Origin of the sequence: Streptomyces sp. NPDC002896 (genome assembly GCF_040295225.1) — a bacterium.
Taxonomy (GTDB): domain Bacteria; phylum Actinomycetota; class Actinomycetes; order Streptomycetales; family Streptomycetaceae; genus Streptomyces.
In genome coordinates this window covers 42,020-66,339 of sequence record NZ_JBEOVA010000034.1, presented here as the reverse complement: position 1 = coordinate 66,339, position 24,320 = coordinate 42,020, and the positions used below count along the sequence as shown (strand labels likewise).

Here is a 24,320-nt window from a genome sequence, read left to right as displayed (position 1 = left end):
GCCCATCCCGCCGTCCACCCTGCTCAGGAGTCTGTCCGTGATCACCGCCTCCGGTATCGAGCTGCGCGCCGGTGCGCGCGTCCTCATCGAGTCCGCCACCTTCCGTATCGCCAAGGGCGACCGCATCGGCCTGGTCGGCCGCAACGGCGCCGGCAAGACCACGCTCACCAAGGTCCTCGCAGGTGAGGGCATCCCGGCCGCCGGCACCGTCGCCCGGTCCGGCGAGGTCGGCTATCTGCCGCAGGACCCGCGCACCGGCGACCTCGACGTACTCGCCCGCGACCGCATCCTCTCGGCCCGCGGCCTCGACCTACTGATCCGCAAGATGCGCGAGAACGAACAGCGCATCGCCACCGGCAAGGGCGCAACGCGCGACAAGGCGATGAAGCAGTACGAGCGGCAGGAGACGGAGTTCCTCACCAAGGGCGGATACTCCGCCGAGGCCGAGGCCGCGACCATCGCCGCCGCGCTCAACCTGCCCGACCGGGTGCTCGGCCAGCCGCTTCATACGCTCTCCGGCGGTCAGCGGCGCCGTATCGAGCTGGCCCGCATCCTCTTCTCGGACGCCGACACCCTCCTGCTCGACGAGCCGACGAACCACCTCGACGCCGACTCGATCGTCTGGCTGCGCGACTACCTGAAGACCTACCGAGGCGGCTTCATCGTCATCTCGCACGACGTCGACCTCGTCGAGACGGTCGTCAACAAGGTCTTCTACCTGGACGCCAACCGCTCGCAGATCGACGTCTACAACATGGGCTGGAAGCTCTACCAGCAGCAGCGCGAGGCCGACGAGAAGCGCCGAAAGCGCGAGCGCCAGAACGCCGAGAAGAAGGCCTCCGCGCTGAACGCCCAGGCCGACAAGATGCGCGCCAAGGCCACCAAGACGGTCGCAGCCCAGAACATGGCCCGCCGCGCGGACAAGCTGCTCGCCGGTCTCGAGGCCGAGCGGAAGGCCGACAAGGTCGCCAAGCTGCGCTTCCCGGAGCCCGCGCCGTGCGGCAGGACGCCGCTGACGGCCGAGGGCCTGTCCAAGTCGTACGGCTCGCTGGAGATCTTCACCGACGTCGACCTGGCCATCGACAAGGGCTCCCGGGTCGTCATTCTCGGCCTGAACGGCGCCGGAAAGACCACGCTCCTCAGGCTGCTCGGCGGGGTCGAGAAGCCCGACACCGGCCAGGTCATGCCGGGCCACGGCCTGAAGATCGGGTACTACGCGCAGGAGCACGAGACGCTCGACCCGGACCGCACGGTGCTGGAGAACATGCGCTCGGCCGCGCCCGACATGGACCTGGTTGAGGTGCGCAAGGTGCTCGGTTCCTTCCTCTTCTCCGGCGACGACGTCGACAAGCCGGCCGGTGTGCTGTCCGGCGGTGAGAAGACGCGCCTTGCGCTCGCCACGCTGGTGGTCTCCTCGGCCAACGTCCTGCTGCTCGACGAGCCGACCAACAACCTGGACCCGGCCAGCCGCGAGGAGATCCTCGGCGCGCTGCGCACGTACAAGGGCGCGGTCGTGCTCGTCACGCACGACGAGGGAGCGGTCGAGGCGCTCCAGCCCGAGCGGATCATTCTGCTCCCGGACGGCGTCGAGGACCTGTGGGGCGCCGACTACGCGGACCTGGTCGCCCTGGCCTGACCGGTTTCCCGGCCAAGCGTGATCGTTTACCTCGGGCGTGCTTGGTCGGTTTTCAGCCGGGCAGTGCCGCGCTCTGCTTGATCGAACTCGCTGATCCACTGCGCATGGATCATTCGGCCGATCCGTGATCCATCATCTGTGTGAGATCTCCTCATACAGCGGTGTGTCGTACATCGATTTCGCGGCCGGATCAGGCATGGGCCGGAGTCGCGCTACAACACGGCCCTGACCTGCCATTTAGCCGGTGAATTCGGGAAGCCCGGGCTGAAACGGTCGCCGGAAGCTGGAATTCCGCTCGTGGTGATCGGTTCCGTGGGCCCAAACCTTGTTCCACGGACCTTGCCGAATGGGTGGCCAGGAAGCTCCGGAGGGGTGATCATGAGAGTCCAGAGCGCACTTCCCATGAGGAGGCACGGGTGGCCGAGACTCTGAAGAAGGGCAGCCGGGTGACCGGCGCCGCGCGCGACAAGCTCGCGGCAGACCTGAAGAAGAAGTACGACTCCGGTGCAAGCATTCGGGCACTGGCCGAGGAGACCGGCCGCTCGTATGGCTTCGTACACCGGATGCTGAGCGAGTCCGGGGTCACGCTGCGGGGACGCGGCGGGGCGACGCGAGGCAAGAAGGCCGCCGCGTCCTGACGGCGGAGGCCTCCCGGCTCGCGCTTGGGGAGGCTCCCCAAGGCTTCGGTGGTGGCCACCCGGTCGGTCCGGTGATCGGCCGGGTGGTTACTGTGCAGTCACTTACGGGTGTCCGGATACGGCATCCTGCCCGACTGCATCCCATCGGAGGCGCCCCATGGCTTCGCTCGACCCGGTACTCGACAAGGACGGCGTACGGCTCACCGTCGACGAGGCGATCGCCACGGTGACGTTGGCCAATCCGGCCAAGCGCAATGCCCAGAACTTCGCACTGTGGCGGGCATTGGCCGAGGCCGGACGGGCGTTGCCGGGCAGTGTCCGTGTCGTCGTGCTGCGCGGCGAGGGCAAGTCCTTCTCCGCCGGCCTCGACCGGCAGGCGTTCACGCCCGAAGGCTTCGACGGGGAGCCGTCGTTCATCGACCTGGCCCGCGGCTCGGACGAGCAGCTGGACGCGGCGATCGCCGAGTACCAGGAGGCGTTCACCTGGTGGCGGCGCAGCGACATCGTGACGATCGCCGCTGTGCAGGGCCATGCCATCGGGGCGGGCTTCCAGCTTGCTCTCGCCTGCGATCTGCGGATCGTCGCCGACGATGTGCAGTTCGCCATGCGCGAGACGAGCCTCGGTCTGGTCCCCGACCTCACCGGGACGCATCCGCTCGTGGGGCTCGTCGGCTATGCCCGGGCGCTGGAGATCTGCGCCACCGGGCGCTTCGTCCACGCCGACGAGGCCGAGCGCATCGGCCTCGCGAACCTCGTCGTGCCCGGCGACCAGCTGGACGCCGCGGCCCGCGACCTCGCGGCCGCGCTCCTCGCGGCGCCCCGGAACGCGGTGATCGAGACGAAGGCGCTGCTCCAGGGCGCGACGACGCGCGACTACGACGCTCAGCGCGCCGCCGAGCGCGCCGCCCAGGCCCGTCGCCTGCGGGACCTGGCGGGGCTCGGCGACTGAGCATGCCACCGAACCGTGGGGTGGCCGGCCGCGCCGGTGACCGCCCCACGGGCGGCCTGCTGTCCCGGGTCACCCGCCGCAGGGGCAGCCTGCCTCGCCGGTAGCGCCGTGTCGCCTGTTCGCCGCGCGTTGAGTCGTTGCGTGGGTGAGGCGGGCCTGGGCTTGTCGATGCCCTGCTCGTCGATTTCGTGCTCCGCCCGCCGTATGCCGGGTACGGGGCTTGCCGGCGCGCCGGCGTCACGTCAGCTCTGTCACCATTACCGCGACCGTCGGGTGGTTCGGCAGGGAGTCGGTGACGGCTGCGCGGATCGCGATCGCCACGTCCAGGGTGCGGTGGTCGCGCGACGCTGCCACTTCGACGCGGACGTGCCGGCGCGGGAGGGCCGCATCGGGTGCCACCTGCGGGTGCTCCTCGATGTGAATCGCGCGCCCGCGGCCGCCGAGCGTACCCGTCAGCCGGACGACACCCGGCACTCCCAGCACCGCCGCAGCCACCCGGGCCTCGTCACCGTCCGCGCCCGGCGCCTGCGCCGACTCCGCTGCCCGCCCCGAGGACGGCCCGAGCTTCGCGGCCTCGTCCTCGCCCGCAGGGTGCCCTTCTGCCTGCGCTCCCGCGACGCCTTCGGCGCCTCCGGGACCGGTCGCTGCTTCGGCGCGCGCACCTGCAGGGCCCTCGGCGTGTGCGCCTGCGGGACCTTGGGCCTGCGCGGCCGCAGCCCCTTTCCCCGTCCGGCCTTCGGAGGCTGCCCCTGATGGGCCTTCCGCGTACGCGCCTGCACGGTGGTCCTCGGCCTGCGTCTCCGCCGGACCGCCGGGGCGCTGCGCTTCCCCGGGCCGCTCGGAGCGTGCCTCCGCGGCGTCGTCCGGGTGCACGTCCGCCGGCGGGGCGAGCCCTTCGTCGTCGCGTGCCGTTGCGGCGGAAGACTCCGGCGTGGCAGGTTCCGGCACCGTCGGCTCCGGCTGCTCCGGGTCCAGCAGGGCCGTCACCCGAAGGTCCACTTCCGTAACCGTCAGGCCGATGTCCTGCGTTGCCGTGGTGAACAGGGTCGCGCGCAGGTGATCGGACGTCGTCGGGAGGGGGTCGGTCGGCGCCGCGGCGAACTCCGCGGTGACGCGGAGCGGGCCGGGCGGCAGGGCGCTCGGCGGTGGCGGTACGGCCGGTGCCTGTGCTGCGTCCGGGTCGGCCGATGCGATGCGGAGCGCGCCGAGGCGGATGCCGGGCAGCGCGTCGCCCGCTCCACGCAGTACCGAGGCAGCCGCCGATTCCGCCAGCCACGCCCCGTCGCGCGGCCCACCGAGGGGAAGCAGCCTGCCCAGGGCCAGCTGTCGCCGCACCGCCTGTGTCCATCGGTCCGCCGTCATTGCTCCAGCCTGCCGCATCTTTGGCGCGCAGTGGGGAAACCGCGCTTAATGTGGACAAAGAAGTACATCCCCTTCTAAAAGGTTCCTAAAAGGATGAGCGGCGATGACTGAGACGACACAGCAGAAAGGCCCGGAGCCCCGCGAGCATGCGTCGCCGGAGGAGCGGGGCAGGAAGGGCGGCCCGGTGCGGCGCGGGGGCGGCGACCCCGGCACCCGGGGACGTACGACCATCGCCGACGGCGTCGTCGAGAAGATCGCCGGGCTCGCGGCACGTGACTGCTTCGGCGTGCATGCGATGGGCAGCGGCCTCGCCCGTACCTTCGGCGCCATGCGTGAGCGGGTGCCTGGCGGTGGCGGTGGTGACAGGTCCGCCACGCGCGGGGTGAAGGCGGAGGTCGGCGAGGTGCAGACGGCGCTCGACCTGGAGATCGTCGTCGTCTACGGCGTGTCGATCGAGGACGTCGCCCGCGACGTACGGGAGAACGTGATCGCGGCCGTCGAGCGCATGACGGGGCTCGAGGTCGTGGAGGTCAACATCGCCGTCAGCGATGTGAAGCTCCCGGAGGAAGAGGAAGAAGAGCCCGAGACGAGGTTGCAGTAGCGAGCGTTCCTGGTCCGTGAGTGACGCTCGCCGTCGATGCGGGCGTCCCCCCTGCCGCACGCTCTCGAGGCTCTCGCAGAGGAGCGCACAATGAACATGACCATTATCGGCTTGATCGCCGGAATGGCGCTGGGGTTCGCCGGATACTTCGGCGGTTTCGGAGCCTTCCTCCTGGTGGCGGCGCTCGGCGCCGTCGGATTCGTCGCCGGGCGGTTCCTGGAGGGGGATCTGGAACCCGGTGAATTCTTCCGTACCCGCGGCGAACGGCGGCGGTGACGTCGTTGCCCGGTCAGTCCGTCGAGCCTGCAGAGCGCGGCGCGACCCGGATCGCCGACCGGGTCGTCGCCAAGATCGCCGCCTGGGCGGCACGAGAGGCGCTGGACGCCGTTCCCGAGGGCGGGGAGCCGCCGCATGCGACGGTCACCGTGCACCACCAGAACGCCCGCGTCCGGATCAGCCTCGAACTCGACTATCCATCCGACATCGGACGCCAGTGCGGTGCCGTGCGTCGGCGCGTCGCCGAGCGGGTAAAAGCGTTGGCGGGGATGGAGGTGCCCGAGGTGGCCGTCCAGGTGGAGCGGCTGCACTCGGCGTACGCGCGCAGCGCGGCACAGGGGAGGACACGGTGAGTGAGTCCCAAGGCCCGTCCGGCTCGGCCGGCGGCACCCAGCCTCTACCGGTCATCGAGCGGAAGGAGGGCGGGACGCAGAACGGGCTCGACCAGTCCGCGTCCGCGGCCTCGTACGAACCGCTGCCCACCGCCGAGGGCGACGACCGCAGGCCCCGCCGCTTCTGGTCCGCCCGCCGCATCCCCGCGGCGTTGCTCGCGCTGCTGGTCTTCGCCGGTGCGGGGCTGATGCTGTACGACGTCGCGGCCGTGCGCGCGGACCGGCCCGCGATGCAGTGGCGCAAGACCCTCGCCCGCGAGCTCGCCGAACGCCCCCTCGACGACACCTGGGTGCTGACCGGCGCAGGGGTGGCCGCCGCCCTGGGCCTGTGGCTGCTGGTGCTCGCCGCCACACCTGGCCGCCGTGCGGTCCTGCCCATGCGGCGCGTGCACCCCGACGTACGGTCCGGGCTGCACCGCGACGCCGCCGCCATGGTGCTGCGCGACCGGGCCATGAAGGTCGCCGGAGTGCAGTCCGTACGGGTGCGTACGAGGCGTAAGAAAGTCGACGTCCGCGCGGTGTCGCACTTCCGTGAACTCGACGATGTGCGCAGCGACTTGGACACCATGCTCGCGGACGCCGTGAGGGAGCTGGGGCTCGGCCGGGCCCCCGCCCTCTCCGTGCACGTCCGCAGGCCCGGCAAGAAGGGGTGAGAGCAGTGCTGAGGACGGTCAACCGCGTGCTGCTGGGCATCGCCGGCCTGGTGCTGCTCGTACTGGGCGGCTCGGTGCTCGCCGTCGGCCTCGGCGTCACCCCGCCGTCGTGGTGGATCCACGACGGAAAGCGCGACGTGCTGCTGAGCGACGCCGACCGGAGCCGGTGGCAGGACGAAGGCTGGTGGTGGCCCACCGTCATCGCCGTCCTCGCGGTGTGCCTGCTGCTCGCCCTGTGGTGGCTGACGGCCCAGCTGCGTCGGCGCCGGCTGGCCGAGGTGCTGGTCGACACCGGCGACGGCGAGGGCGCGCTGCTGCGCGGGCGGGCCCTGGAGTCCGTCCTGGCGAGCGAGGCGGGTGCGCTCGACGGTGTCGAGCGGGCGCATGCCACGCTGACCGGGCGGCGCAACGCACCCGAGGCACGCGTGCGGCTGGTGCTCGAGCCGTTCGCCGCGCCCGGGGATGCGCTGCGGAAGCTGGTCGGCGAGGCGCTGGCCCATGCCCGCGGCTCGGCCGGGCTGGACCGGCTGCCCGCCGAGGTCCAGCTCCGCGCGGTCAGGCACCGCGCGGAGCGGGTGACGTGAGGAGAGCCCCCGCGGCACCCGGGCTCACTCGCCACAGCGCGCTCCGGAGGCGAACCGAGCGCCCAAAAGGGGCGCTCAGAAACCGTGCCTGGCCCCGCCGTCCACCGGCAGCATGATCCCCGTCAGATACGACGCCGCCGGCGACAGCAGGAACGCCGCCGTGCGGCCGAACTCGTCCGGAGTGCCGTAGCGGCGCAGCGGGATGTTCGCCTCGTTGGCCGCGCGGGCGGCCTCCGGGTCGGCGGAGAGGGCGTCCAGCTCGCGGACCCGGTCCGTGTCGATACGGGACGGCAGCAGGCCTATGACGCGGATGCCGCGCGGGCCGAGCTCGTCGGCGAGCGACTTGGCGAAGCCCGCGAGGCCCGGCCGCAGACCGTTGGAGATCGTCAGCCCGGGGATCGGCTCGTGCACCGAACCGGACAGGACGAAGCCGATGACGCCGCCCTCGCCGAGCTCCGCAGCGGCCGCACGCGCCAGCCGTACCGCCCCCAGGAAGACGGACTCGAACGCCGCCTGCCACTGCTCGTCGGTGTTGTCGGCGAGAAGGCCGGGTGCCGGTCCGCCGACGCTGATCAGTACGCCGTCGAAGCTCCCGAAGTGCTCCCGCGCGGCCGCGATGAGGTGGCCGGCGGAGGCGGGGTCCGCGTTGTCGGCGGCCACGCCGACGGCGTTCGCGCCCAGTTCGGCGGCGGCATCGGCGACGCGCTTCTCGTCCCGGCCGGTGATGACGACCTTCGCGCCGTCCGCGACGAGCTCGCGCGCCGCCGCGTTGCCGAGGCCCCGGGTCGCTCCGGTGACGACGTAGACACGGTCCTTCAGTCCAAGATCCATGGCCCCTATCCTGCCTCCTCGGTCCCGAACAGGGTGAAAGCGGCCCCCGCCAGGCCGATGTGGCTGAACGCCTGCGGGAAGTTCCCGAGCTGCCTGCGGTGGACGGGGTCGTACTCCTCCGCGAGCAGGCCCACGTCGTTGCAGAGCCCCACCAGCCGTTCGAACAGCTCGCGCGCCTCCTGCGTACGTCCCGTCAGGTGCAGGGCGTCCGCGAGCCAGAAGGAGCAGGCGAGGAAGGCGCCCTCGCTGCCGGGCAGTCCGTCGACGTTCGTCTGGTCCGTGCTGTAGCGGCGCAGAAAGCCGTTGTGGCCGAGTTCCTTGCGCACCGCCTCGATGGTCCCGGCCACCCGCGGGTCCTGCGGCGGCAGGAACCCGACGCGCGGGATGAGCAGCAGGGCGGCGTCCAGTTCGCGGGAGCCGTAGGACTGCGTGAACGTGCCCCGCTCCTCGTCGTAGCCGCGCTCGCACACCTCGCGGTGCACCGCGTCCCGCATCGCGCGCCAGCGGTTGATGTCACCGCGCAGCCTCGGGTCAGCCTCCAGCGCACGTACGGTACGGTCGGCGGCCACCCACACCATGATCTTGGAGTGCACGAAGTGGCGGCGCGGGCCGCGCACCTCCCACAGCCCCGAATCCGGCTCCTGCCAGACGGACTCCAGGAACTCCAGCAGGCGGAGCTGCACCTGCCACGCGTGCGGCTTCGGCGGCAGACCCGCCTGGCGGGCCAGCATGAACGAGTCGACGACCTCGCCGTACACGTCGAGCTGCAGCTGCTGCACCGCCTCGTTGCCGATCCGCACCGGGGGCGAGTCCGCGTACCCCGGCAGCCACGGCAGTTCGTACTCCGGGATCCGGCGCTCGCCCGCCAGGCCGTACATGATCTGCAGGTCGCCGGGGCTGCCCGCGACCGCGCGGAGCAGCCAGTCCCGCCACGCCTCGGCCTCGTCGAGGTAGCCGGCGGCCAGCAGCACGCCCAGGGTGAGCGTCGAGTCGCGCAGCCAGCAGTAGCGGTAGTCCCAGTTGCGCACTCCGCCGATCTCCTCGGGGAGCGAGGTGGTGGCGGCGGCGACGATGCCGCCGGTCGGCGCGTACGTGAGGGCCTTGAGGGTGATGAGGGAGCGCAGGACCGCGTCCGCGTGCGGGCCCTTGTACCGGCACTGGTCCGCCCAGGCCTGCCAGTCCTCGAGGCTGTCGGCCAGCGCCTGGTGCGGGTCGCACTGCGGTGGGCGCGGCTCGTGGGAGGGGTGCCAGGTGAGCACGAACGCCACCTTCTCGCCCTCGCCGACCGTGAACTCCGAGTGCGTACCGAAATCCTTGCCCAACGTCTGCACTTCGGGCTCGCTGCGCAGCCACATCGAGTCGGGGCCCGCCACGGCCACGCGATGGCCGTCGGTCCTGCGCATCCAGGGGATGACGGAGCCGTAGTCGAAGCGCAGCCGAAGCGTGCTGCGCATCGTGACCTCGCCGGAGAGGCCCTCGACGATGCGTACGACATCGGGGCAGCGGTCGCGCTGCGGCATCAGGTCGGTGACGCGGACCGTGCCGGTGGCGGTCTCCCAGACCGTGTCCAGGACCAGCGAGCGCGGGCGGTACGCACGGCGGGTGCAGGGGCCGTCCTCGCCCTTCGGTGCGATACGCCAGTGCCCGTTCTCCTCGTCGCCCAGCAGCGCGGCGAAACAGGCGGGCGAGTCGAAGCGGGGCAGGCACAGCCAGTCGATGGAGCCGTGCCTGCTCACGAGGGCGGACGTCTGGTGGTCGCCGATCAGCGCGTAGTCCTCTATGGGTCGGTGCACGTCTGCCGGATTCCCGGCAGAGACCGATGCCAACCCGGACGGGCCTCTGGGCGGGTGACCGGATCCGGCGGCATCGGGTCCCGCGGGGTCACCGGCATCAGGCCCCGCCGGCTCACCGGCCTCGGGAGCCGCGGGTCCCGCCGAGCGGTGGGGTTCAGCTCCGGCTGACATCGTGTCAGCCAGGCCCGACGGCGGACTGGGCGGCCGTGCGGGCGCCGGAGAAGATGACCCCGGGGTCGGACGGGGCCTGGTTGAGGACCCACAGGCCGATCAGCGTCGCCAGGGCGAAGACGACGGTGATCAGCACGGCGAGGACGAGACGCCGCCGGCGCTCGCGGCGCAGCCAGTCACCGCGGGCCGTGCGGTAGGCGTCGGGGGCGGCCTGCACGCCGCCGGCCAGCGCCTCCAGGGCCGCCTGCAGCTCGAGTTCGGTCCTGCCCTGTCCGGTCCGGCCGGAGTCCACTCCGCCCGGTTCCGTCTTGCTCAGTTCTTCCGTCCTGTCCAATGCCATCTCGTCCTGTTCCGCCCAGCCCTGTTCCGTCCTGTCCGGTGTGGTGTCGTTCATCGCCGAGCCTCCATCGCCTGGGTCAGGGCGGCGATGCCGCGCGAGGTGTGCGTCTTGACGGAGCCGCAGGAGATCCCCATCGCGGCGGCGATCTCGCTCTCCTTGAGACCGAGCCAGTGGCGCAGGACGAGCGCTTCGCGCTGCCGGGCCGGCAGCTGCTGGAGTGCGTTGATCAGCACACGCTGGTCGTCCTGGAGGAGTGCGGTGCTCTCCGCAGAGGCGACGACCTCCGTCGGCGGCGTCTCCGCGTGCTTGCGGGCGACCTGGAGGTGGCGTATGCGCATACGGGTCAGATTGCACACCGTGGAGCGCAGATACGCCTCGGCTGCCTCGGCGTCCCGCAGCCGTCGCCACTTCCGGTAGATCTGGTAGTAGGCCTCGGCCACCACGTTCTCGGGATCGTCGGCGCCGAGCAGGACCGCGAGGCGCAGCATCGAGGCGTAGTGCCGGTCGAAGAGGTCGGCGAGGGCGGCCTCCCGCTCGAGGTCGGCCGGATCGCTCACCGTGGTCGCCAGGGCGGGCGGGCCGGCCGCGTGCTCGGCCGGGGCCGACGTGGCCTCCATGGCCGCCGGGTTCGTGGCCGGTGCAGGCTGCGGCAGCTTGACCGGGGTGTCCTGTCTCGTTCTCACGGATTGCTCGCTCCCGTCTCGGGGCGTCGCCTGAGGGCCAGGCGGGACGGCAGGTCGGTTGCGTCGGCGCCGCGAGGGACGCCGAGGCGTTCGAGAGCCGTGGAAGTGACCACGGCGACGGTCAGGTTGAGAAGAAGGGCCACGAGCCCGGCGTAGATCTCCAGCGGCTGGTCGGCGGGGCCGAACGGCACGACGGACGAGAACCCCTCGCGCACCACCATCACGGTGCCGGACGCCATCCCCACCGCCCACCCGGCGAGCAGGGCCCGCGGATGCAGCCGGCCGGTGAACAGGCCGACGGCCACGGCGGGGAAGATCTGCAGAATCCATACGCCGCCGAGCAGTTGGAGATTGATGGCGTCCTGGTCGCGCAGGCCGAACACGAACGCGACCGCGCCCACCTTCGCGGTGAGCGAGACCGCCTTGGCGATCCGCACCTGCCGCTTGGGCGTGGCGGTGGGATGGAAGTACTCGACGTAGACGTTCCGTACGAAGGAGGTCGCGGCCGCTATCGACATCACGGCGGCCGGGACCAGCGCCCCCACGGTGATCGCGGCGAACACCAGCCCGGCGAGCGGTGCCGGCATGAGGCGGTCGACGAGCATCGGAACTGCCGCCTCGGCGCCGCCCTTCGGGGCGCGTACCCCCGCCGCCACGGCCGCGATGCCGAGCAGGCCGAACAAGGCGAGGAGCGCTGTCCACGCGGGCAGTGCCACGGAGACCTTGCGCAGGGTGGCAGGTCCCGAGGCGGCGAAACCGGCGGTCAGCACGTGCGGGTACATCAGCAGGGCCAGCGCGGAGCCCAGGGCGAGCGTGGCGTAGGCGGGCTGCTGCGCGGGGGAGAGGAGCAGCGGATTCCGGCCCGCGCCCGCCTCGGCGAGCCGGTGTGCCGCAGTGTCGAAGACCGCCCCCGGACCGCCGAGCCGTTCCAGGACCAGCCAGCAGACGACCGTGACCGAGGTGAAGACCGCCACCGCCTTCAGGGCGGAGATGACCGCGGGCGCGCGCAGGCCCTGCCGGTAGGTCGCCACCGCGAGTCCGGCGAAGAGCGCGACCATCACCAGGTCGCCGGCGGCGCCCCGCGGATAGACGCCCCCGGCGGTGAGCACCGCGCGTATGCCGAGCAGCTGCAGCGCCAGATAAGGCATCGTCGCGAGGATCCCGGTCAGAGCCACCACCAGGGCCAGCGGCGGCGAACCGTAGCGTCCGCGGACGAAGTCGGCGGCGGTGACATAGCCGTGGCGGCGGGCCACGTCCCACAGCCGGGGCAGCAGGAGGAAGGCGAGCGGGCAGACGATCACCGTGTAGGGCACCGCGAAGAAGGCCGGTGCGCCGTTGCCGTACGCAAGGCCCGGTACGGCGGTGAAGGTGTACGCGGTGAAGATCGTGCCGCCGAGCAGCAGCCAGGTCCACACGGGCCCGAGCCCCCGGTCGGCCAGCGCCCAGCCCTCCAGCGAGGGAAGCCGGCCGCTGGGATGCAGGCGCCGGGCCGTGACGGCGAGCAGCGACGCCCCGCCGATCACGGCGAGGAACGTCGCGGTCATGGCGCCATCCGCCATGGGTCACCGTCCTTGGTGTGCCTGGACCCTCGGGGTGGAGTTGCGCGGCAGGCCCATTTCGATGACAGAAAACCGGCGGAAATCTTCTGGAAAATTCACTGTCAACCGGTTCCACCGGGTGCGCAACTCTTGCACAGACCGACAGCTGGCGGGAGAGGAGTGCAGGTCATGGCACGGACCGGTCACCACCGGATACGAAGCGTCGCCGTCGCCGTCCTGCTGCTCGCTCCCGCTGCGGGGCTGCTGTGGGTCCCCTGGTACGCGAGTGCGAGCCCGCGGCTCGGGGGGATGCCGTTCTTCTACTGGTACCAGCTCGCCTGGATACCGGGGTGCGGCCTCTGCCTGCATGCCGCACATGCGCTGACCAGGAGCGAACGCCGCCGTCCCTGATTCCGGGCGCGTCCCGGTCCTCGTACCACCCCACACACCGCCACGGTGAGGAGCCGCCATGCCTGTGTCCGCCATGCCCGAATCCGGTCACCCGGAATCCCCTGGGCAGCTTTCCCCATCCCCGCGTGCCCGTATGACGCCTCGGTCGGTCCTGCTGTGGACCGCTGTGGCCATCGCCGGCGCGATCGGCTGGGGCGTGCTCGCCCTCGCCCGGGGCGAGAAGATCTCCGCCGTCTGGCTGCTGGTGGCGGCCCTCGGTTCGTATGCCATCGGCTACCGCTTCTACTCACGCTTCATCACCCGGCGGGTCCTGAGGCCGGACGACCGACGGGCCACTCCCGCAGAGCGGCTCGAGGACGGCGTGGACTTCCAGCCGACCGACCGCCGGGTCCTTCTTGGCCACCACTTCGCCGCGATCGCCGGGGCCGGGCCGCTGGTCGGACCGGTGCTCGCGGCCCAGATGGGCTACCTGCCCGGCACCCTGTGGATCGTCGCCGGAGTGATCTTCGCCGGGGCGGTGCAGGACATGGTGGTGCTCTTCCTGTCCATGCGGCGCGACGGCAAGTCGCTCGGGCAGATGGCCCGCGAGGAGATCGGCAAGGCGGGCGGTGCGGCGGCCCTGATCGCCGTCTTCGCCATCATGATCATTCTGCTCGGTGTGCTGGCCCTCGTCGTCGTCAACGCCCTCGCCCACTCCCCGTGGGGCACCTTCTCGGTGGCCATGACGATCCCCATCGCCCTGTTCATGGGCTTCTGGCTGCACATGCTGCGACCGGGCAGGGTCATCGAGACCAGCCTGATCGGTGTTGCCCTGCTGCTGCTCGCCATCATCGGCGGCAGCTGGATCCAGGAGTCCTCGCTGGCCGACACCTTCACGCTGAGCCCGACCATCCTGGTCTTCTGTCTGGTCGGCTACGGCTTCGTCGCCTCCGTACTCCCCGTGTGGATGCTGCTCGCGCCGCGCGACTACCTCTCCACCTTCATGAAGATCGGCACGATCGCGCTGCTCGCGGTCGGAGTGATCGTCGCCGCTCCGGTCCTGCACGCCCCGTCGGTCAGCGGCTTCGCGTCCTCCGGTACTGGTCCGGTCTTCGCAGGCTCGCTGTTCCCGTTCCTGTTCATCACCATCGCCTGCGGCGCGCTCTCCGGCTTCCACGCGCTGGTCGCCTCCGGGACCACGCCGAAGCTCATCCAGAAGGAGTCCCAGGTCCGGCTCATCGGCTACGGCGCGATGCTGATGGAGTCGTTCGTCGCGATCATGGCGCTGATCGCCGCGGCCACCCTCGAGCCGGGCCTGTACTACGCGATGAATGCGCCTGCAGCGCTCCTCGGCACCACTGCCGAGTCGGCCTCGCACGCCGTGGCGGGCCTCGGCTTCACGATCACCCCCGACCAGCTGACCGCCGCCGCCAAGGCGGTTGAGGAGCAGACCCTGATCGCCCGGTCCGGCGGGGCGCCGACGCTCGCGGTCGGCATGTCGGAGATCTTCTCCAGGGTCTTCGGCGGCACGGCGATGAAGGCCTTCTGGTACCACTTCGCGATCATGTTCGAGGCGCTGTTCATCCTGACGACGGTGGACGCGGGCACCCGGGTCGGGCGCTTCATGCTCCAGGACATGCTCGGCAACGTCTGGAAGCCGATCGGCCGGGTCAACTGGAAGCCGGGCATCTGGCTGTGCAGCGCGCTCGTCGTGACCGCCTGGGGCTACTTCCTCTACACCGGCGCCACCGACCCGCTGGGCGGAATCAACCAGCTCTTCCCGCTCTTCGGCATCGCCAACCAGCTCCTCGCCGCCATCGCCCTCACCGTCTGCACCACCGTGCTCGTCAAGTCCGGGCGGCTGCGCTGGGCCTGGGTCACCGGCATCCCGCTGGCCTGGGTGGTCGCGATCACCTTCAGCGCCGGCTGGCAGAAGATCTTCTCCGACGACCCGCGCGTCGGCTTCTTCGCCCAGCGTTCCAAGTACGTCGACGGCATCGACGCCGGACAGGTCCTACCGCCCGCCAAGACCCTCGAAGAGATGCACACCGTGGTCACCAACTCCACCGTCGACGGCGTGCTGATCGCCCTGTTCCTGCTTCTCGTCGCCGTGGTGATCGCCAACGCGGCCGTGGTCTGCGCACGCGCCGTACGCTCCGCCGCACCGCTGCCGACGACCGAGGCGCCGTACGTCGAGTCCCGCATCGAGGAACCCGGCAGCCGGCATGCCGAGGAGCCGGCCGTCGTGGGCGCCGGCTCATGAGCGGCTGGCTCATGAGCGGTCGGTCCATGAGTGGTCGGTTCGGGAGCGGCCGTGTCCGGAGGCTGGCCGGGGCCGTCCGCTGGTATCTGCGGGAGCTGACCGGCGAGGCGGAGTACGACCGCTACTGCGAGCGGCACGGCCGGGCCCACCCGGGCGCCCCGCTGCCGACCCGCCGTGAGTACGAGGTGCTGCGCACGCGGCACCGGGAGCAGCACGCGCACAGCCGCTGCTGCTGAGCCGGAGCCCGCCCGGGAAGACCCGGGCGGGCAACGGAACACCGAGACCGCGGGGCGGGCGCGACTCCCTGCCCTGATGGGCGCCCGCCCCGCACCGCAAAGCGCCCGCCTTCCCTGCTCTCCCCTGGCGAGACCCCGATGCCGCTACGCAGACCACCCCTGCTGATCCGCCCAGAACTCGACGACCGCAAACTGCACCGGACGCTCGCCGAAGTCCGCCCCGAGCAGCAGCTCCACGGCCTCGGCGCCGGCCGCACGCGCCCCGTCTGGGGGCCCGTCGCCGAGCTGCTGCGCGCCACAGGACGCGACTGGGACCGCCGGGTGCACCGCATCTCGGTCCTGGCGCTCGCCCTGCCGCCCGTCGTCTCCGAGCGCTGGGCCGCCGACCAGCCAGGAGACGGGGACGCCCTCGTCCTGCGAGCCTGCGTGAGCGCGGCGCGCGCGGCGGCCGAGGGCTGGGGCGCCGCCAGGCAGGCCGAGGAGGCCTGTCTGCGCGCCGCGGACGCCTGCCCGGAGGACCCGACGCCGTGGCTCGCCCTGCTGTCCCTGATGTACGCGTTCGCCGTTCCGGTCGCGGACGCCGTTCCCGTATGGAGGGAGGCGGTCGCCCGCGACCCGTGGAACAGGACCGCCCACCACCGGCTGGTGGGTTACCTGTCCCCGCGCGGACACGGAACGGTCCTCGACATGATGGACTTCGCCGCGCACACCGCATCCCGCGCCCCGCACGGCTCACCGCTGGCGCTGCTGCCCGTCGCGGCACGCGCTGAACTCGTCGCCCACCGCCTCGGGCAGCAGTCCCTCGACGCCGTGGCGGCAGGCCGTCACTGGAACGAGCCCAGGGCCGCGGAGGAGCTCGACGCGGCCATGAAGGGCTGGTTCCACACACCGACCCCGCCCCACGCCGAAGCGCTCGCCGACCTCAACCTCCTCGCCTTCGCCCTGATCCGCATGCAGCGCACGGCCGAGGCGGGACCGGTCTTCCGCCGCATCGGCCGCCGTATGACACGGCATCCGTGGGACCTGTTGCCGGATGCGGAACGGACGTTCTTGTACTGGCGGGAGCGCCTGGCTTGAATAGCCCGTCCGGCGTTTGAGGACGAGCCCGAAGGGCGATCGGGGTCCAGGGGCGGAGCCCCTGGTTACGGGAAGGGGCGGGGGAGATCTAAGCGCTACACGGTGGCCGGCGCCGGCGTCTCCGCCGGCCGCGCGGCCGCCTCGGCCCGATCCCGCCGCTCCCGGCGAACGAGAACGACCCACCCGACCGGCACCCCGGCAGCGAACAGCCACCACTGAACGGCATACGCCATGTGCGGCCCGATGCTGCTGTGGTCGGGCTCAGCGATCAGCTCCGGGCTGCCCCCCTTGGGCTCGGGCGACACCTGCTCGATGTACCCGCCGAGCACCTCCCGACCGCCGAGGCTCTTCGCCAGCTGCCCGCCGCTGATCAGCATGATCTGCCGGTCCGGCAGCCCCTGGACGTTCTTGATCCCGCTCTCGGCGGTCGTCTCGTCGGCCATGAGCCGCCCGGTGACGGTGACCTCGCCCTTCGCCGGGGCGGGGATCTTCGGAAAGGCGGTCTGCGGACCGTCCGCGGGGATCCAGCCGCGGTTGACGAGGAGCACCCGTCCGTCGTCGAGGATGAACGGGGTCAGGACATGGAAGCCGACCTCGTCGTCGGAGTTGGTGCGGCGCCGCACGACGACCTCGTGCGCGGTGTCGTACGTCCCGGTCGCAGTCACCCGCCGGTACAGCTCGGAGTGCGGCACGGTGTGCCCCGGCGAGGTGAGCTGCTCCACGGGCACCGGCTTCGCGGACAGCGCGTCGGAGATCAGCTTGTTCTGCGCGACACGGTGCTCGTGCCGGTGCAGCTGCCAGAAGCCCAGCTCGACCATCGTGGGGATGAGCGCCAGGGTCACGAGGGTGAGGATCACCCATTGCCGGGACAACAGGAAGCGGTACACCCCATTGACGGTACCTGGCACCGATCGGCCCCCTACGGGAGGGTCTCCCGTAGGGGGCCGCGTACCCCCAGTGCGTTCCCTGCTCCGCGATGCGTTCCCGGTGCTCACACCGTGCCGTTCACGCTTGTCGTTCACACCTTGTCGACGATTCCCACCTTCCCCTCCGCGCGGGAGCAGTGAGCCCCGCAGAACCAGTGGCCGTCGACCTCGACTCCCTGGCCGATGATCTGGACCCGGCAGTGTTCACAGAGGGGCGCCATGCGGTGGATGGCGCACGCGAAGCAGTCGAAGACGTGCACCGCGCCCTGCGCGTGCACCTCGAACGACATCCCGTAGTCGTTTCCGCAGACCTCACAACGTGCCATGCGCCACAGGGTGGGCTGCCGCGGCGGCAGGGGGCGAGCCATCCGTGGGCGAGTCGCCCGGCAATCACCCGGTCGCCCCTGCCGTCACCCCTCTGATGCCGGGGCCACGTCCTGGAGGAGCTGCCCGAAGGCGGCCTCGTCCACGACCGGCGTGCCGAACTGCTTCGCCTTCGCGGTCTTGGAGGTGCCGGAATCCGGGTCGTTCGTCACGAGCAGGCTGGTGAGCCGGGACAGGCTCGTCGCGACGTGAAGCCCCGCCTCGACCGCCCGGTCCTCGAGCAGGTCGCGCTCGACGGACGTGTCGCCCGAGAACGCCACACGCATGCCCTGCTTGAGCGGCTTGCCTGGTTCGTACCGTCCCGGGTTGGGATAAGGGCACGGCGGCCGCTTCCGCGAGGGCCGCCAACTGCTCACCCCGTAGGAGGACTGGTGATAGGAGGACTGGCGGCCGATCCGCGGGGCGACCGGGCGGTCCGACCACTCGGTGAGCGGCCGGCACTCCAGCAGCGGCAGCCGCACCCCGTCGCGTGCGGCGGCGTGCAGGCTCGGCCGGAACGCCTCGGCGAGCACGCGCGCGTCGTCCAGCGCATGGTGGGCGCGCTGCTGTACGACGCCGAAGTGCGCGGCCAGCGTCTCCAGCTTGTAGTTGGGCAGCGGCAGTCCCAGCTCCTTGGAGAGCGCGATGGTGCACAGGCGCTGGCGTACCGGGGCGGTGCGCTCCGCGCGCGCGTACTCCCGGGCGATCATCGACCAGTCGAAGACGGCGTTGTGCGCGACGAGGACGCGGTCGGCGAGCCGGTCCGCGAACTCCTCGGCGATGTCGCCGAAGAGCGGTGAGCCGGACAGTGCGTCGCTCGTCAGGCCGTGGATCCACACCGGTCCCGGGTCGCGCTCGGGGTTGACCGTCGTGTACCAGTGGTCCTCGACCTCGCCGCGCGCATTCAGCCGGTAGACGGCGGCCGAGACTATCCGGTCGTCCCGGGCGAGGCCGGTGGTCTCCACGTCGACGACCGCGTACCCCTTCGGATACGCGGCCGGCCACGGTCCCGCGGGCGCTGCGGTCGTCAGGTCTTCGAGCATGGTCATTGAGGATACGGGCCCCGACTGACAGTCCCCGTACGGGCCATGACCTGCGGCCCTCGACGGGGCATGCGCCGTCGGCCTGTTGTCGGACCTAGCCGACCCCCCGCTCCCCGATCCGTCCTATTTGTACGAGTTGACGGAAGAGCGGGCGCCGAACTGACGGCTGAACTGGTGGTCGAACTGACGGCCGCTCCAGTCGTGGGCTCAGCGGGGCGGCGCTTCGAGCAACCCCGTCACCAGCGCCCGTACGGACAGGGTGAACAGCTTCTCCGTGTCGATCGGCGCCGCCAGTGCGCGGGCCAGCTCCGGGTCGCCGTCCGCCGTACGCGCACCCCACAGCTCCTCCTCGCCGGGCCGCTGCACGGGTGCGCGCTCACGGTTGCGCTCGACGAGGACGTGGCCGACGACGTGGAACTGCACGGCCCGCACCACCTCGGCGGCGCGCGCCCCGCGCAGGCCCGCCGCGTGCACCTCCCGCACCAGCACCTCCTGGGCGGGCAGGAACATCTGCTCGGTCAGACCGCGTTCGTGCACCATCGCCACGAGGTGCGGATGGCCGCGCAGCCGGTGGCGCAGGGCGCGGGCCACGGAGACGATGCGCTGGGTCGGGGTACGGCCGGTGGGGCGCAGCTCGCCGAGGTCGGCGACGGTGCGCTCGACGAGGGCGTCGAGAAGCGACTCGCGATTGCCCACGTGCCAGTAGATCGAGGTGACCGCCGTGCCGAGCTCGGCCGCGAGCTTGCGCATCGTCAGGGCCGCCGGACCCTGCTGCTTCACCAGCTTCGCGGCGGCTTCCAGGATCTCGTCGCGGCTGAGTGACGGTCTCGCCATGAGTGCCCCCAAGTCCCCGGCACGCTCGTCGGCCAAGTCGTCGGCGTGCACGCCTCTTTACCTTCATCGGCGTCGGTTGTAACAGTGTTACAGGCCGCTGCCGGACCGCTGTCGGCGACTGTCGAGATCAGCGGCCGAGCCGCCGGGCCCCCGGCACGTCAGAGTCGACGAAGGGTGGTACCACATGGCACGCGTACGGTACGGCGCGCGGACCGAGGCGGAGATCGCCGCCGCGCGCACCGCGAACTCCGCACTGCCCGACATCTGGTCCACCGGCGTGGTGGCCGTCTGGGAGAGCGACCCGGACGCGGTGGCGGCCGTGCTGCCGCCGCCGCTCAAGCCCACCGGGCGCCCACTGGTGCGGGTGAACATCAGCAAGGTCGAGCTTCCCGGCTATCCGCTGGGCGCCGGCTCGGTCGCCGTCGCCGCCGCGCACGACGGCGTCGAGGGCTGGTATCCGCTGGTCATGCCGATGACCCACGAGCGGGCCCTCATCGGCGGCCGCGAGGTCTTCGGCGAGCCGAAGAAGCTGGGCGAGGTGACGGTCGAGCGGGACGGCCTCGTCGTACGGGCGTCGCTGGCGCGGCACGGCATCGCGTTCGTCGAGGTGCGCGGCGCGGTGAGCGGGGCACTGCCGGTTCCGGAGCCCGCCCAGAAGACCGACTTCTACTTCAAGTTCCTTCCGGCTGTGGACGGTTCGGGCCTCGAGGGCGATCCGGTGCTGGTGCACTGCGTGCGCAACGAGAAGGTACGCAAGCTGGAGCAGATCACCGGCGACGTCGTGCTCCGCGAGTCGATGTATGACCCCGTCGCCGACCTGCCCGTCCGCCGGCTCGTCGAGATCACCATCGGCGAGAAGACCAGCGATCAGAAGGGCAGGGTCGCCGAGCGGGTGAGCGCGCAGGCGCTGCTGCCGTACATCCATCAGCGCTACGACGACCCGGCACACGTCCTGGACGGCCCGCCGGACGGGTCGGAACGGGGGAGCGCCTGATGGAGCTGAGGGAAGGACAGGTCGCGGTCGTCACGGGCGCGGCGAGCGGTATCGGGCTGGCCATGGCGCGGCGGTTCGCGGCGGACGGCCTCAAGGTGGTCCTCGCGGACGTGGAGGAAGGAGCCCTGGAGAAGGCGGCGGCCGGGCTGCGCGAGGACGGGGCGCAGGTGCACGCGCGCGTGGTCGACGTCGGCGAGCGCGAGCAGGTGATGGCGCTGGCGGACGCGGCGTACGAGACCTTCGGCGCCGTCCACGTCCTCTGCAACAACGCGGGCGTCGGCTCGGGCGCCGAGGGCCGGATGTGGGAGCACGACCCCAACGACTGGAAGTGGGCCTTCGCCGTCAACGTGTGGGGCGTCTTCCACGGCATCCAGGCGTTCGTGCCGCGCATGCTGGCGGCAGGTGAGCCTGGACACGTCGTCAACACGTCCTCGGGCGACGGCGGCATCGCGCCGCTGCCCACCGCCTCCGTGTACGCGGTCACCAAGGCGGCCGTCGTGACGATGACCGAGTCGCTGTACGCCCATCTGAAGGCGGAGCACGCGCGCGTGGGCGCGTCGGTGCTCTTCCCCGGCCCGCACATGCTACGCACCGGCCTGTGGGAGTCGCACCGCAACCGGCCCGTCCGGTACGCCAAGCAGAAGCCCCGCCGGACGCCGTACCGCAGCCTCGGCCAGTGGGAGTCGGCGATGCGGGAAGCGGGACAGGAGGTGCAGTTCACGCCGGTCGAGGACGTCGCGGACCTGGTGGCCGACGGCATCAGGGACGACCGCTTCTGGCTGTTGCCGCCGAGCGAGCACAGCGACCGGCAGATCCGGGCTAGGTCGCAGTCGATGCTCGACCGCGCCGCCCCGTCGTATCTCGAGAGCTTCATCCTGGACTGAGGGAGCCGCCATGACGGACCCGCACGGGAACGACCCGTACCTGATCATCTCCTCCGACTGCCACGCCGGGCTCCCCACCGAGGAGTACCGACCCTATCTGGACGCGCGCTTCCACCGGGCCTTCGACGACTTCCTCGCCGGCCGGGACGCGCGCCGCGACGAGGCGACGCGCCTCGGCATACGGAACGAGGCGTTCGCGAACAAGTGGTTCCAGGACAACGAGGAAGGGCTACGCGGCGGTTGGGACACCGCCCAGCGGCTCAAGGAACTCGACGGCGACGGAGTGGCGGCGGAGGTCGTCTTCCCGGACGCCGACGCCGTCGACAGCCAGACCGCCGCCCCCTTCGGCGTGGGCCTCGGGCTCTCCGGCGACCAGGACCCCGAGCTGGGCATGGCGGGCGCACAGGCCCACAACCGCTGGCTCGCCGACTTCGTCTCCGAGAACCCCGAGCGCCACTGCGGTGTCGCCCTGCTGCCGGTCACGGCCGAGCCCGACAAGGTCGTCGCCGAGATCCACCGTGCCAAGGAGTCCGGACTCGGCGCCCTCATGATCCCGTCCATGTGGGTCGACAAGGAGCCCTACCACGACCGGCGTTACGACCCCGTGTGGGCCGCGGCGGCCGAGTGCGGGATGCCGGTGGTCACCCACTCGGGAGCGGCACCGCGCCACGAGTACGGCGACCACCTGGGCATCTACGTGAGCGAGGTGACCTGGTGGCCCGCTCGGCCGCTGTGGTTCCTGCTCTGGTCGGGCGTCTTCGAACGGCACCCGGGGCTGAAGTTCGGCGTCGCCGAGTCGGGCTGCTGGTGGCTGCCGAACCTGCTGTGGTTCATGGACCGCCTCTACCTCGGCGCGCACGGCGGCAAGAAGCTCTCCCCGTTCGCCGAGCTGAAGCGGCCCCCGCACGAGTACCTGGACCGGCAGGTCTTCGTCTGCGCCACCAACACCAAGCGCCGCGAACTCGCCCAGCGCTACGAGATCGGCGTCGACAACATCCTCTGGGGCAGCGACTTCCCGCACCCCGAGGGGACCTGGCCCGACACGCGCGCGTGGCTCGCGAAAACCTTCCACGACATCCCCGTGGCGGAGACCCGCCGGATGCTCGGCCTGGCGGCGGCGGAGGTCTTCGGCTTCGACGTGCAGAAGCTGGCCCCGCTGGCTCGCCGCATCGGCCCGACACCGGCCGAACTGGGCCAGCCCGCCGACCAGACGGCCGTCGAGGCGTCCTGGGCGCGCTCGCGCGAGGTGGGCCGCCACTGGCTGACCGACCACGACTTCCCGGCCCTGGGGGTGACCTCGTGACGACGACCGACCGAGACCACGTGACGGCCACGACGACCCCTCGAGACCCCGTGACAGCCACGACGACCCCTCGAGACCCCGTGACAGCCACGACGGCCGATCGAGACCCCGAGGCGGCCACAACCGACCGCTACACGGTCATCTCCGCCGACTGCCACGCGGGCGCCGACCTCCTCGACTACAAGCCCTACCTGGAGTCGCGGCACCACGACGCGTTCGACGCCTGGGCCGCCACGTACGTCAATCCGTACGAGGACCTGCTCGCCGACACTGCCGACAAGAACTGGAACTCCGACCGGCGCCTCGCCGAACTGGAGCAGGACGGCATCGTCGCCGAGGTCGTCTTCCCCAACACCATCCCGCCGTTCTTCCCGTCCGCCGCGCTGATGGCCCCGGCGCCGACCCGCGAGGAGTTCGAGCAGCGCTGGGCGGGCCTGCGCGCCCACAACCGCTGGCTCGCAGACTTCTGCGCGGCCGCGCCCGGCCGCCGCGCGGGCGTCTTCCAGATCCTCCTCAACGACGTCGACGAGGCCGTGAAGGAGATCCGCTGGGCGGCGGACGCGGGCCTCAAGGGCGGTCTGCTTCTGCCTGGCACCCCGCCGGGATCGGGCCTTCCCGAACTGTATTCCTCGGCGTACGACCCGATCTGGGCCGTCTGCGCCGAGCTCGGCGTGCCCGTCAACCACCACGCGGGCTCCGCATCGCCGCCCCTCGGCGACGAACCGGCCGCGCGCGCCGTCTTCATGGTCGAGACGACGTGGTTCTCCCACCGTGCGCTGTGGCACCTGGTGTTCGGCGGGGCGTTCCGCCGCCACCCGGAGCTGAAACTCGTCCTCACCGAGCAGGGCTCGGGCTGGATCCCGGGCGTGCTCGACATGCTGGACTACTACCACGGGCGGCTGGTGGCAGCGGCCACGCGCGCGTCCACCGCGGAGTCCAAGTTCGGTGCGGGCCTTGCCGCTTCGATGGGCAAGGGCCCGAGCGAGGTGTGGCGGGAGAACTGCTTCGTGGGAGCGAGCTTCATGCGCCCGCACGAGGTACCGCTGCGCGACCGCATCGGCCTCGACAAGATCATGTGGGGCAGCGACTACCCGCACGACGAAGGGACGTTTCCGTACTCCCGGGAGGGCCTGCGGATCGCGTACGCGGGTTTGCCGCGCGATGAGATCGCGGCGATGGTGGGGGGGAACGCGGCCCGCGTCTACGGCTTCGACCTGGACCTCCTCCAGCCGATCGCGGCGAAGGTCGGCCCGACCGTGGAGGAGCTGGCCGAACCGCTGAAGGAACCGCCGGCGGACGCCACCAGTCCGGTGTTCGCGGCCGGGGGATCGGTCCGCGTCTGGTGATGGCGGGGGTATGCGCATGGCCGATCGCTCACCCGGGGGCAGAGGCTCCCCGGGTGAGCGATCAGGCACCCGGAAGTGACGCTACGCCCGGTAGCGGTTCTCCGCACGACGAGGCCCCATAAGGGTGCACTGGGCGAGCGCCCCCACCGGTCGCGCGCGTGAAGGCCGACCGGGACCGGCCGGGAGACCCGCCCGGAGATCAATGGCCGAAGCC

26 protein-coding genes are annotated in these 24,320 nt (G+C 71.5%); 16 read left to right on the top strand and 10 right to left on the bottom strand.

What is annotated here, in order from left to right; all coding sequences use genetic code 11:
- The first annotated feature begins 37 nt into the window (after positions 1-37).
- The 3 genes from ABT009_RS39060 (at position 38) to ABT009_RS39050 (ending at position 3,223) form a co-directional block, all read left to right on the top strand.
- Complete coding sequence (locus tag ABT009_RS39060) at positions 38-1,636, top strand: ABC-F family ATP-binding cassette domain-containing protein (RefSeq protein ID WP_351306031.1); 1,599 nt, start codon at positions 38-40, stop codon at positions 1,634-1,636.
- A 416-nt stretch (positions 1,637-2,052) separates the two neighbouring features.
- Positions 2,053-2,274 carry a helix-turn-helix domain-containing protein gene (locus tag ABT009_RS39055; RefSeq protein WP_018533414.1) on the top strand — a complete coding sequence of 74 codons (222 nt, stop codon included), beginning with the start codon at positions 2,053-2,055 and terminating at the stop codon, positions 2,272-2,274.
- A gap of 157 nt (positions 2,275-2,431) precedes the next feature.
- Complete coding sequence (locus tag ABT009_RS39050) at positions 2,432-3,223, top strand: enoyl-CoA hydratase/isomerase family protein (protein WP_351306029.1); 792 nt, start codon at positions 2,432-2,434, stop codon at positions 3,221-3,223.
- 237 nt (positions 3,224-3,460) lie between these two features.
- On the opposite strand, the gene ABT009_RS47580 is transcribed toward ABT009_RS39050, so the two are convergent.
- Entirely contained in the window at positions 3,461-4,585 is a 1,125-nt protein-coding gene (locus ABT009_RS47580) for a hypothetical protein (RefSeq protein WP_502990042.1), read from the bottom strand.
- Between the two features lie 103 nt (positions 4,586-4,688).
- Between ABT009_RS47580 and ABT009_RS39040 the strand changes: the two genes are divergently transcribed.
- The 5 genes from ABT009_RS39040 (at position 4,689) to amaP (ending at position 7,091) form a co-directional block, all read left to right on the top strand.
- The gene (locus ABT009_RS39040; RefSeq protein ID WP_351306027.1) at positions 4,689-5,186 is read left to right on the top strand and encodes an Asp23/Gls24 family envelope stress response protein; all 498 of its coding nucleotides are present in this window, start codon (positions 4,689-4,691) and stop codon (positions 5,184-5,186) included.
- 90 nt (positions 5,187-5,276) lie between these two features.
- Complete coding sequence (locus ABT009_RS39035; RefSeq protein WP_351306025.1) at positions 5,277-5,462, top strand: hypothetical protein; 186 nt, start codon at positions 5,277-5,279, stop codon at positions 5,460-5,462.
- Positions 5,459-5,815 (top strand): Asp23/Gls24 family envelope stress response protein, encoded by a 357-nt coding sequence (locus ABT009_RS39030; protein ID WP_351306023.1) that lies wholly within the window; start codon positions 5,459-5,461, stop codon positions 5,813-5,815. Before ABT009_RS39035 ends, ABT009_RS39030 begins: the two co-directional genes overlap by 4 nt.
- Entirely contained in the window at positions 5,812-6,507 is a 696-nt protein-coding gene (locus tag ABT009_RS39025; RefSeq protein WP_351306021.1) for a DUF6286 domain-containing protein, read from the top strand. The genes ABT009_RS39030 and ABT009_RS39025 overlap by 4 nt, the downstream gene beginning before the upstream one ends.
- Positions 6,504-7,091: an alkaline shock response membrane anchor protein AmaP gene (gene amaP, locus ABT009_RS39020; protein ID WP_351306019.1), complete on the top strand. Its 588-nt coding sequence runs from the start codon at positions 6,504-6,506 to the stop codon at positions 7,089-7,091. Before ABT009_RS39025 ends, amaP begins: the two co-directional genes overlap by 4 nt.
- Positions 7,092-7,166: 75 nt before the next feature.
- Here amaP and ABT009_RS39015 read toward each other — a convergent pair whose 3' ends face one another.
- The 5 genes from ABT009_RS39015 to ABT009_RS38995 all read right to left on the bottom strand — a co-directional run bounded on the left by ABT009_RS39015 (position 7,167) and on the right by ABT009_RS38995 (position 12,468).
- The gene (locus tag ABT009_RS39015; RefSeq protein WP_351306017.1) at positions 7,167-7,922 is read right to left on the bottom strand and encodes an SDR family oxidoreductase; all 756 of its coding nucleotides are present in this window, start codon (positions 7,920-7,922) and stop codon (positions 7,167-7,169) included.
- 5 nt (positions 7,923-7,927) lie between these two features.
- Entirely contained in the window at positions 7,928-9,715 is a 1,788-nt protein-coding gene (locus tag ABT009_RS39010) for a glycoside hydrolase family 15 protein (RefSeq protein ID WP_351306015.1), read from the bottom strand.
- A gap of 175 nt (positions 9,716-9,890) precedes the next feature.
- Positions 9,891-10,226: a hypothetical protein gene (locus ABT009_RS39005; protein WP_351306054.1), complete on the bottom strand. Its 336-nt coding sequence runs from the start codon at positions 10,224-10,226 to the stop codon at positions 9,891-9,893.
- A 50-nt stretch (positions 10,227-10,276) separates the two neighbouring features.
- Positions 10,277-10,843: a SigE family RNA polymerase sigma factor gene (locus ABT009_RS39000; RefSeq protein ID WP_351306052.1), complete on the bottom strand. Its 567-nt coding sequence runs from the start codon at positions 10,841-10,843 to the stop codon at positions 10,277-10,279.
- A gap of 62 nt (positions 10,844-10,905) precedes the next feature.
- Positions 10,906-12,468: a sodium:solute symporter family protein gene (locus ABT009_RS38995; protein ID WP_351306013.1), complete on the bottom strand. Its 1,563-nt coding sequence runs from the start codon at positions 12,466-12,468 to the stop codon at positions 10,906-10,908.
- Between the two features lie 168 nt (positions 12,469-12,636).
- On the opposite strand from ABT009_RS38995, the gene ABT009_RS38990 reads away from it, so the two are divergent.
- From ABT009_RS38990 to ABT009_RS38975, 4 genes are all read left to right on the top strand, one after another.
- Positions 12,637-12,858 carry a DUF3311 domain-containing protein gene (locus tag ABT009_RS38990; protein ID WP_351306011.1) on the top strand — a complete coding sequence of 74 codons (222 nt, stop codon included), beginning with the start codon at positions 12,637-12,639 and terminating at the stop codon, positions 12,856-12,858.
- Between the two features lie 58 nt (positions 12,859-12,916).
- Positions 12,917-15,100, top strand: a complete 2,184-nt coding sequence (locus ABT009_RS38985) for a carbon starvation CstA family protein (protein WP_351306009.1) — start codon at positions 12,917-12,919, stop codon at positions 15,098-15,100.
- 26 nt (positions 15,101-15,126) lie between these two features.
- Entirely contained in the window at positions 15,127-15,336 is a 210-nt protein-coding gene (locus ABT009_RS38980) for a YbdD/YjiX family protein (protein ID WP_351306008.1), read from the top strand.
- Positions 15,337-15,474: 138 nt separating this feature from the next.
- Complete coding sequence (locus tag ABT009_RS38975) at positions 15,475-16,413, top strand: hypothetical protein (protein ID WP_351306006.1); 939 nt, start codon at positions 15,475-15,477, stop codon at positions 16,411-16,413.
- Positions 16,414-16,508: 95 nt separating this feature from the next.
- Here the strand turns inward: ABT009_RS38975 and ABT009_RS38970 are convergent, their stop codons facing one another.
- The 4 genes from ABT009_RS38970 to ABT009_RS38955 form a co-directional block, all read right to left on the bottom strand.
- A complete protein-coding gene (locus ABT009_RS38970; RefSeq protein WP_351306004.1) occupies positions 16,509-17,300 on the bottom strand; it encodes an SURF1 family cytochrome oxidase biogenesis protein in 792 nt (263 codons plus the stop codon).
- A gap of 131 nt (positions 17,301-17,431) precedes the next feature.
- The gene (locus ABT009_RS38965) at positions 17,432-17,665 is read right to left on the bottom strand and encodes a metallothionein (RefSeq protein WP_181659364.1); all 234 of its coding nucleotides are present in this window, start codon (positions 17,663-17,665) and stop codon (positions 17,432-17,434) included.
- 84 nt (positions 17,666-17,749) lie between these two features.
- A complete protein-coding gene (locus ABT009_RS38960; protein WP_351306002.1) occupies positions 17,750-18,745 on the bottom strand; it encodes a DEDDh family exonuclease in 996 nt (331 codons plus the stop codon).
- Positions 18,746-18,952: 207 nt separating this feature from the next.
- The gene (locus ABT009_RS38955; protein ID WP_351306050.1) at positions 18,953-19,579 is read right to left on the bottom strand and encodes a TetR/AcrR family transcriptional regulator; all 627 of its coding nucleotides are present in this window, start codon (positions 19,577-19,579) and stop codon (positions 18,953-18,955) included.
- Positions 19,580-19,763: 184 nt separating this feature from the next.
- On the opposite strand from ABT009_RS38955, the gene ABT009_RS38950 reads away from it, so the two are divergent.
- From ABT009_RS38950 to ABT009_RS38935, 4 genes are all read left to right on the top strand, one after another.
- Entirely contained in the window at positions 19,764-20,573 is an 810-nt protein-coding gene (locus tag ABT009_RS38950) for an acetoacetate decarboxylase family protein (protein WP_351306000.1), read from the top strand.
- Positions 20,573-21,457 (top strand): SDR family NAD(P)-dependent oxidoreductase, encoded by an 885-nt coding sequence (locus ABT009_RS38945; RefSeq protein ID WP_351305998.1) that lies wholly within the window; start codon positions 20,573-20,575, stop codon positions 21,455-21,457. The genes ABT009_RS38950 and ABT009_RS38945 overlap by 1 nt, the downstream gene beginning before the upstream one ends.
- A gap of 10 nt (positions 21,458-21,467) precedes the next feature.
- Complete coding sequence (locus ABT009_RS38940; RefSeq protein ID WP_351305996.1) at positions 21,468-22,760, top strand: amidohydrolase family protein; 1,293 nt, start codon at positions 21,468-21,470, stop codon at positions 22,758-22,760.
- An 80-nt stretch (positions 22,761-22,840) separates the two neighbouring features.
- The gene (locus ABT009_RS38935; RefSeq protein WP_351305994.1) at positions 22,841-24,106 is read left to right on the top strand and encodes an amidohydrolase family protein; all 1,266 of its coding nucleotides are present in this window, start codon (positions 22,841-22,843) and stop codon (positions 24,104-24,106) included.
- Positions 24,107-24,320 lie beyond the last annotated feature (214 nt).

Bases quoted from the DNA above. Each gene is read 5' to 3' on its own strand.
- ABT009_RS39050 (WP_351306029.1), top strand. From the start codon at position 2,432: ATGGCTTCGCTCGACCCGGTACTCGACAAGGACGGCGTACGGCTCACC.
- ABT009_RS47580 (WP_502990042.1), bottom strand. From the start codon at position 4,585: ATGACGGCGGACCGATGGACACAGGCGGTGCGGCGACAGCTGGCCCTG.
- ABT009_RS39040 (WP_351306027.1), top strand. From the start codon at position 4,689: ATGACTGAGACGACACAGCAGAAAGGCCCGGAGCCCCGCGAGCATGCG.
- ABT009_RS39035 (WP_351306025.1), top strand. From the start codon at position 5,277: ATGAACATGACCATTATCGGCTTGATCGCCGGAATGGCGCTGGGGTTC.
- ABT009_RS39015 (WP_351306017.1), bottom strand. From the start codon at position 7,922: ATGGATCTTGGACTGAAGGACCGTGTCTACGTCGTCACCGGAGCGACC.
- ABT009_RS39005 (WP_351306054.1), bottom strand. From the start codon at position 10,226: ATGGCATTGGACAGGACGGAAGAACTGAGCAAGACGGAACCGGGCGGA.
- ABT009_RS39000 (WP_351306052.1), bottom strand. From the start codon at position 10,843: ATGGAGGCCACGTCGGCCCCGGCCGAGCACGCGGCCGGCCCGCCCGCC.
- ABT009_RS38995 (WP_351306013.1), bottom strand. From the start codon at position 12,468: ATGGCGGATGGCGCCATGACCGCGACGTTCCTCGCCGTGATCGGCGGG.
- ABT009_RS38990 (WP_351306011.1), top strand. From the start codon at position 12,637: ATGGCACGGACCGGTCACCACCGGATACGAAGCGTCGCCGTCGCCGTC.
- ABT009_RS38985 (WP_351306009.1), top strand. From the start codon at position 12,917: ATGCCTGTGTCCGCCATGCCCGAATCCGGTCACCCGGAATCCCCTGGG.
- ABT009_RS38980 (WP_351306008.1), top strand. From the start codon at position 15,127: ATGAGTGGTCGGTTCGGGAGCGGCCGTGTCCGGAGGCTGGCCGGGGCC.
- ABT009_RS38975 (WP_351306006.1), top strand. From the start codon at position 15,475: ATGCCGCTACGCAGACCACCCCTGCTGATCCGCCCAGAACTCGACGAC.
- ABT009_RS38965 (WP_181659364.1), bottom strand. From the start codon at position 17,665: ATGGCACGTTGTGAGGTCTGCGGAAACGACTACGGGATGTCGTTCGAG.
- ABT009_RS38960 (WP_351306002.1), bottom strand. From the start codon at position 18,745: ATGCTCGAAGACCTGACGACCGCAGCGCCCGCGGGACCGTGGCCGGCC.
- ABT009_RS38955 (WP_351306050.1), bottom strand. From the start codon at position 19,579: ATGGCGAGACCGTCACTCAGCCGCGACGAGATCCTGGAAGCCGCCGCG.
- ABT009_RS38950 (WP_351306000.1), top strand. From the start codon at position 19,764: ATGGCACGCGTACGGTACGGCGCGCGGACCGAGGCGGAGATCGCCGCC.
- ABT009_RS38945 (WP_351305998.1), top strand. From the start codon at position 20,573: ATGGAGCTGAGGGAAGGACAGGTCGCGGTCGTCACGGGCGCGGCGAGC.
- ABT009_RS38940 (WP_351305996.1), top strand. From the start codon at position 21,468: ATGACGGACCCGCACGGGAACGACCCGTACCTGATCATCTCCTCCGAC.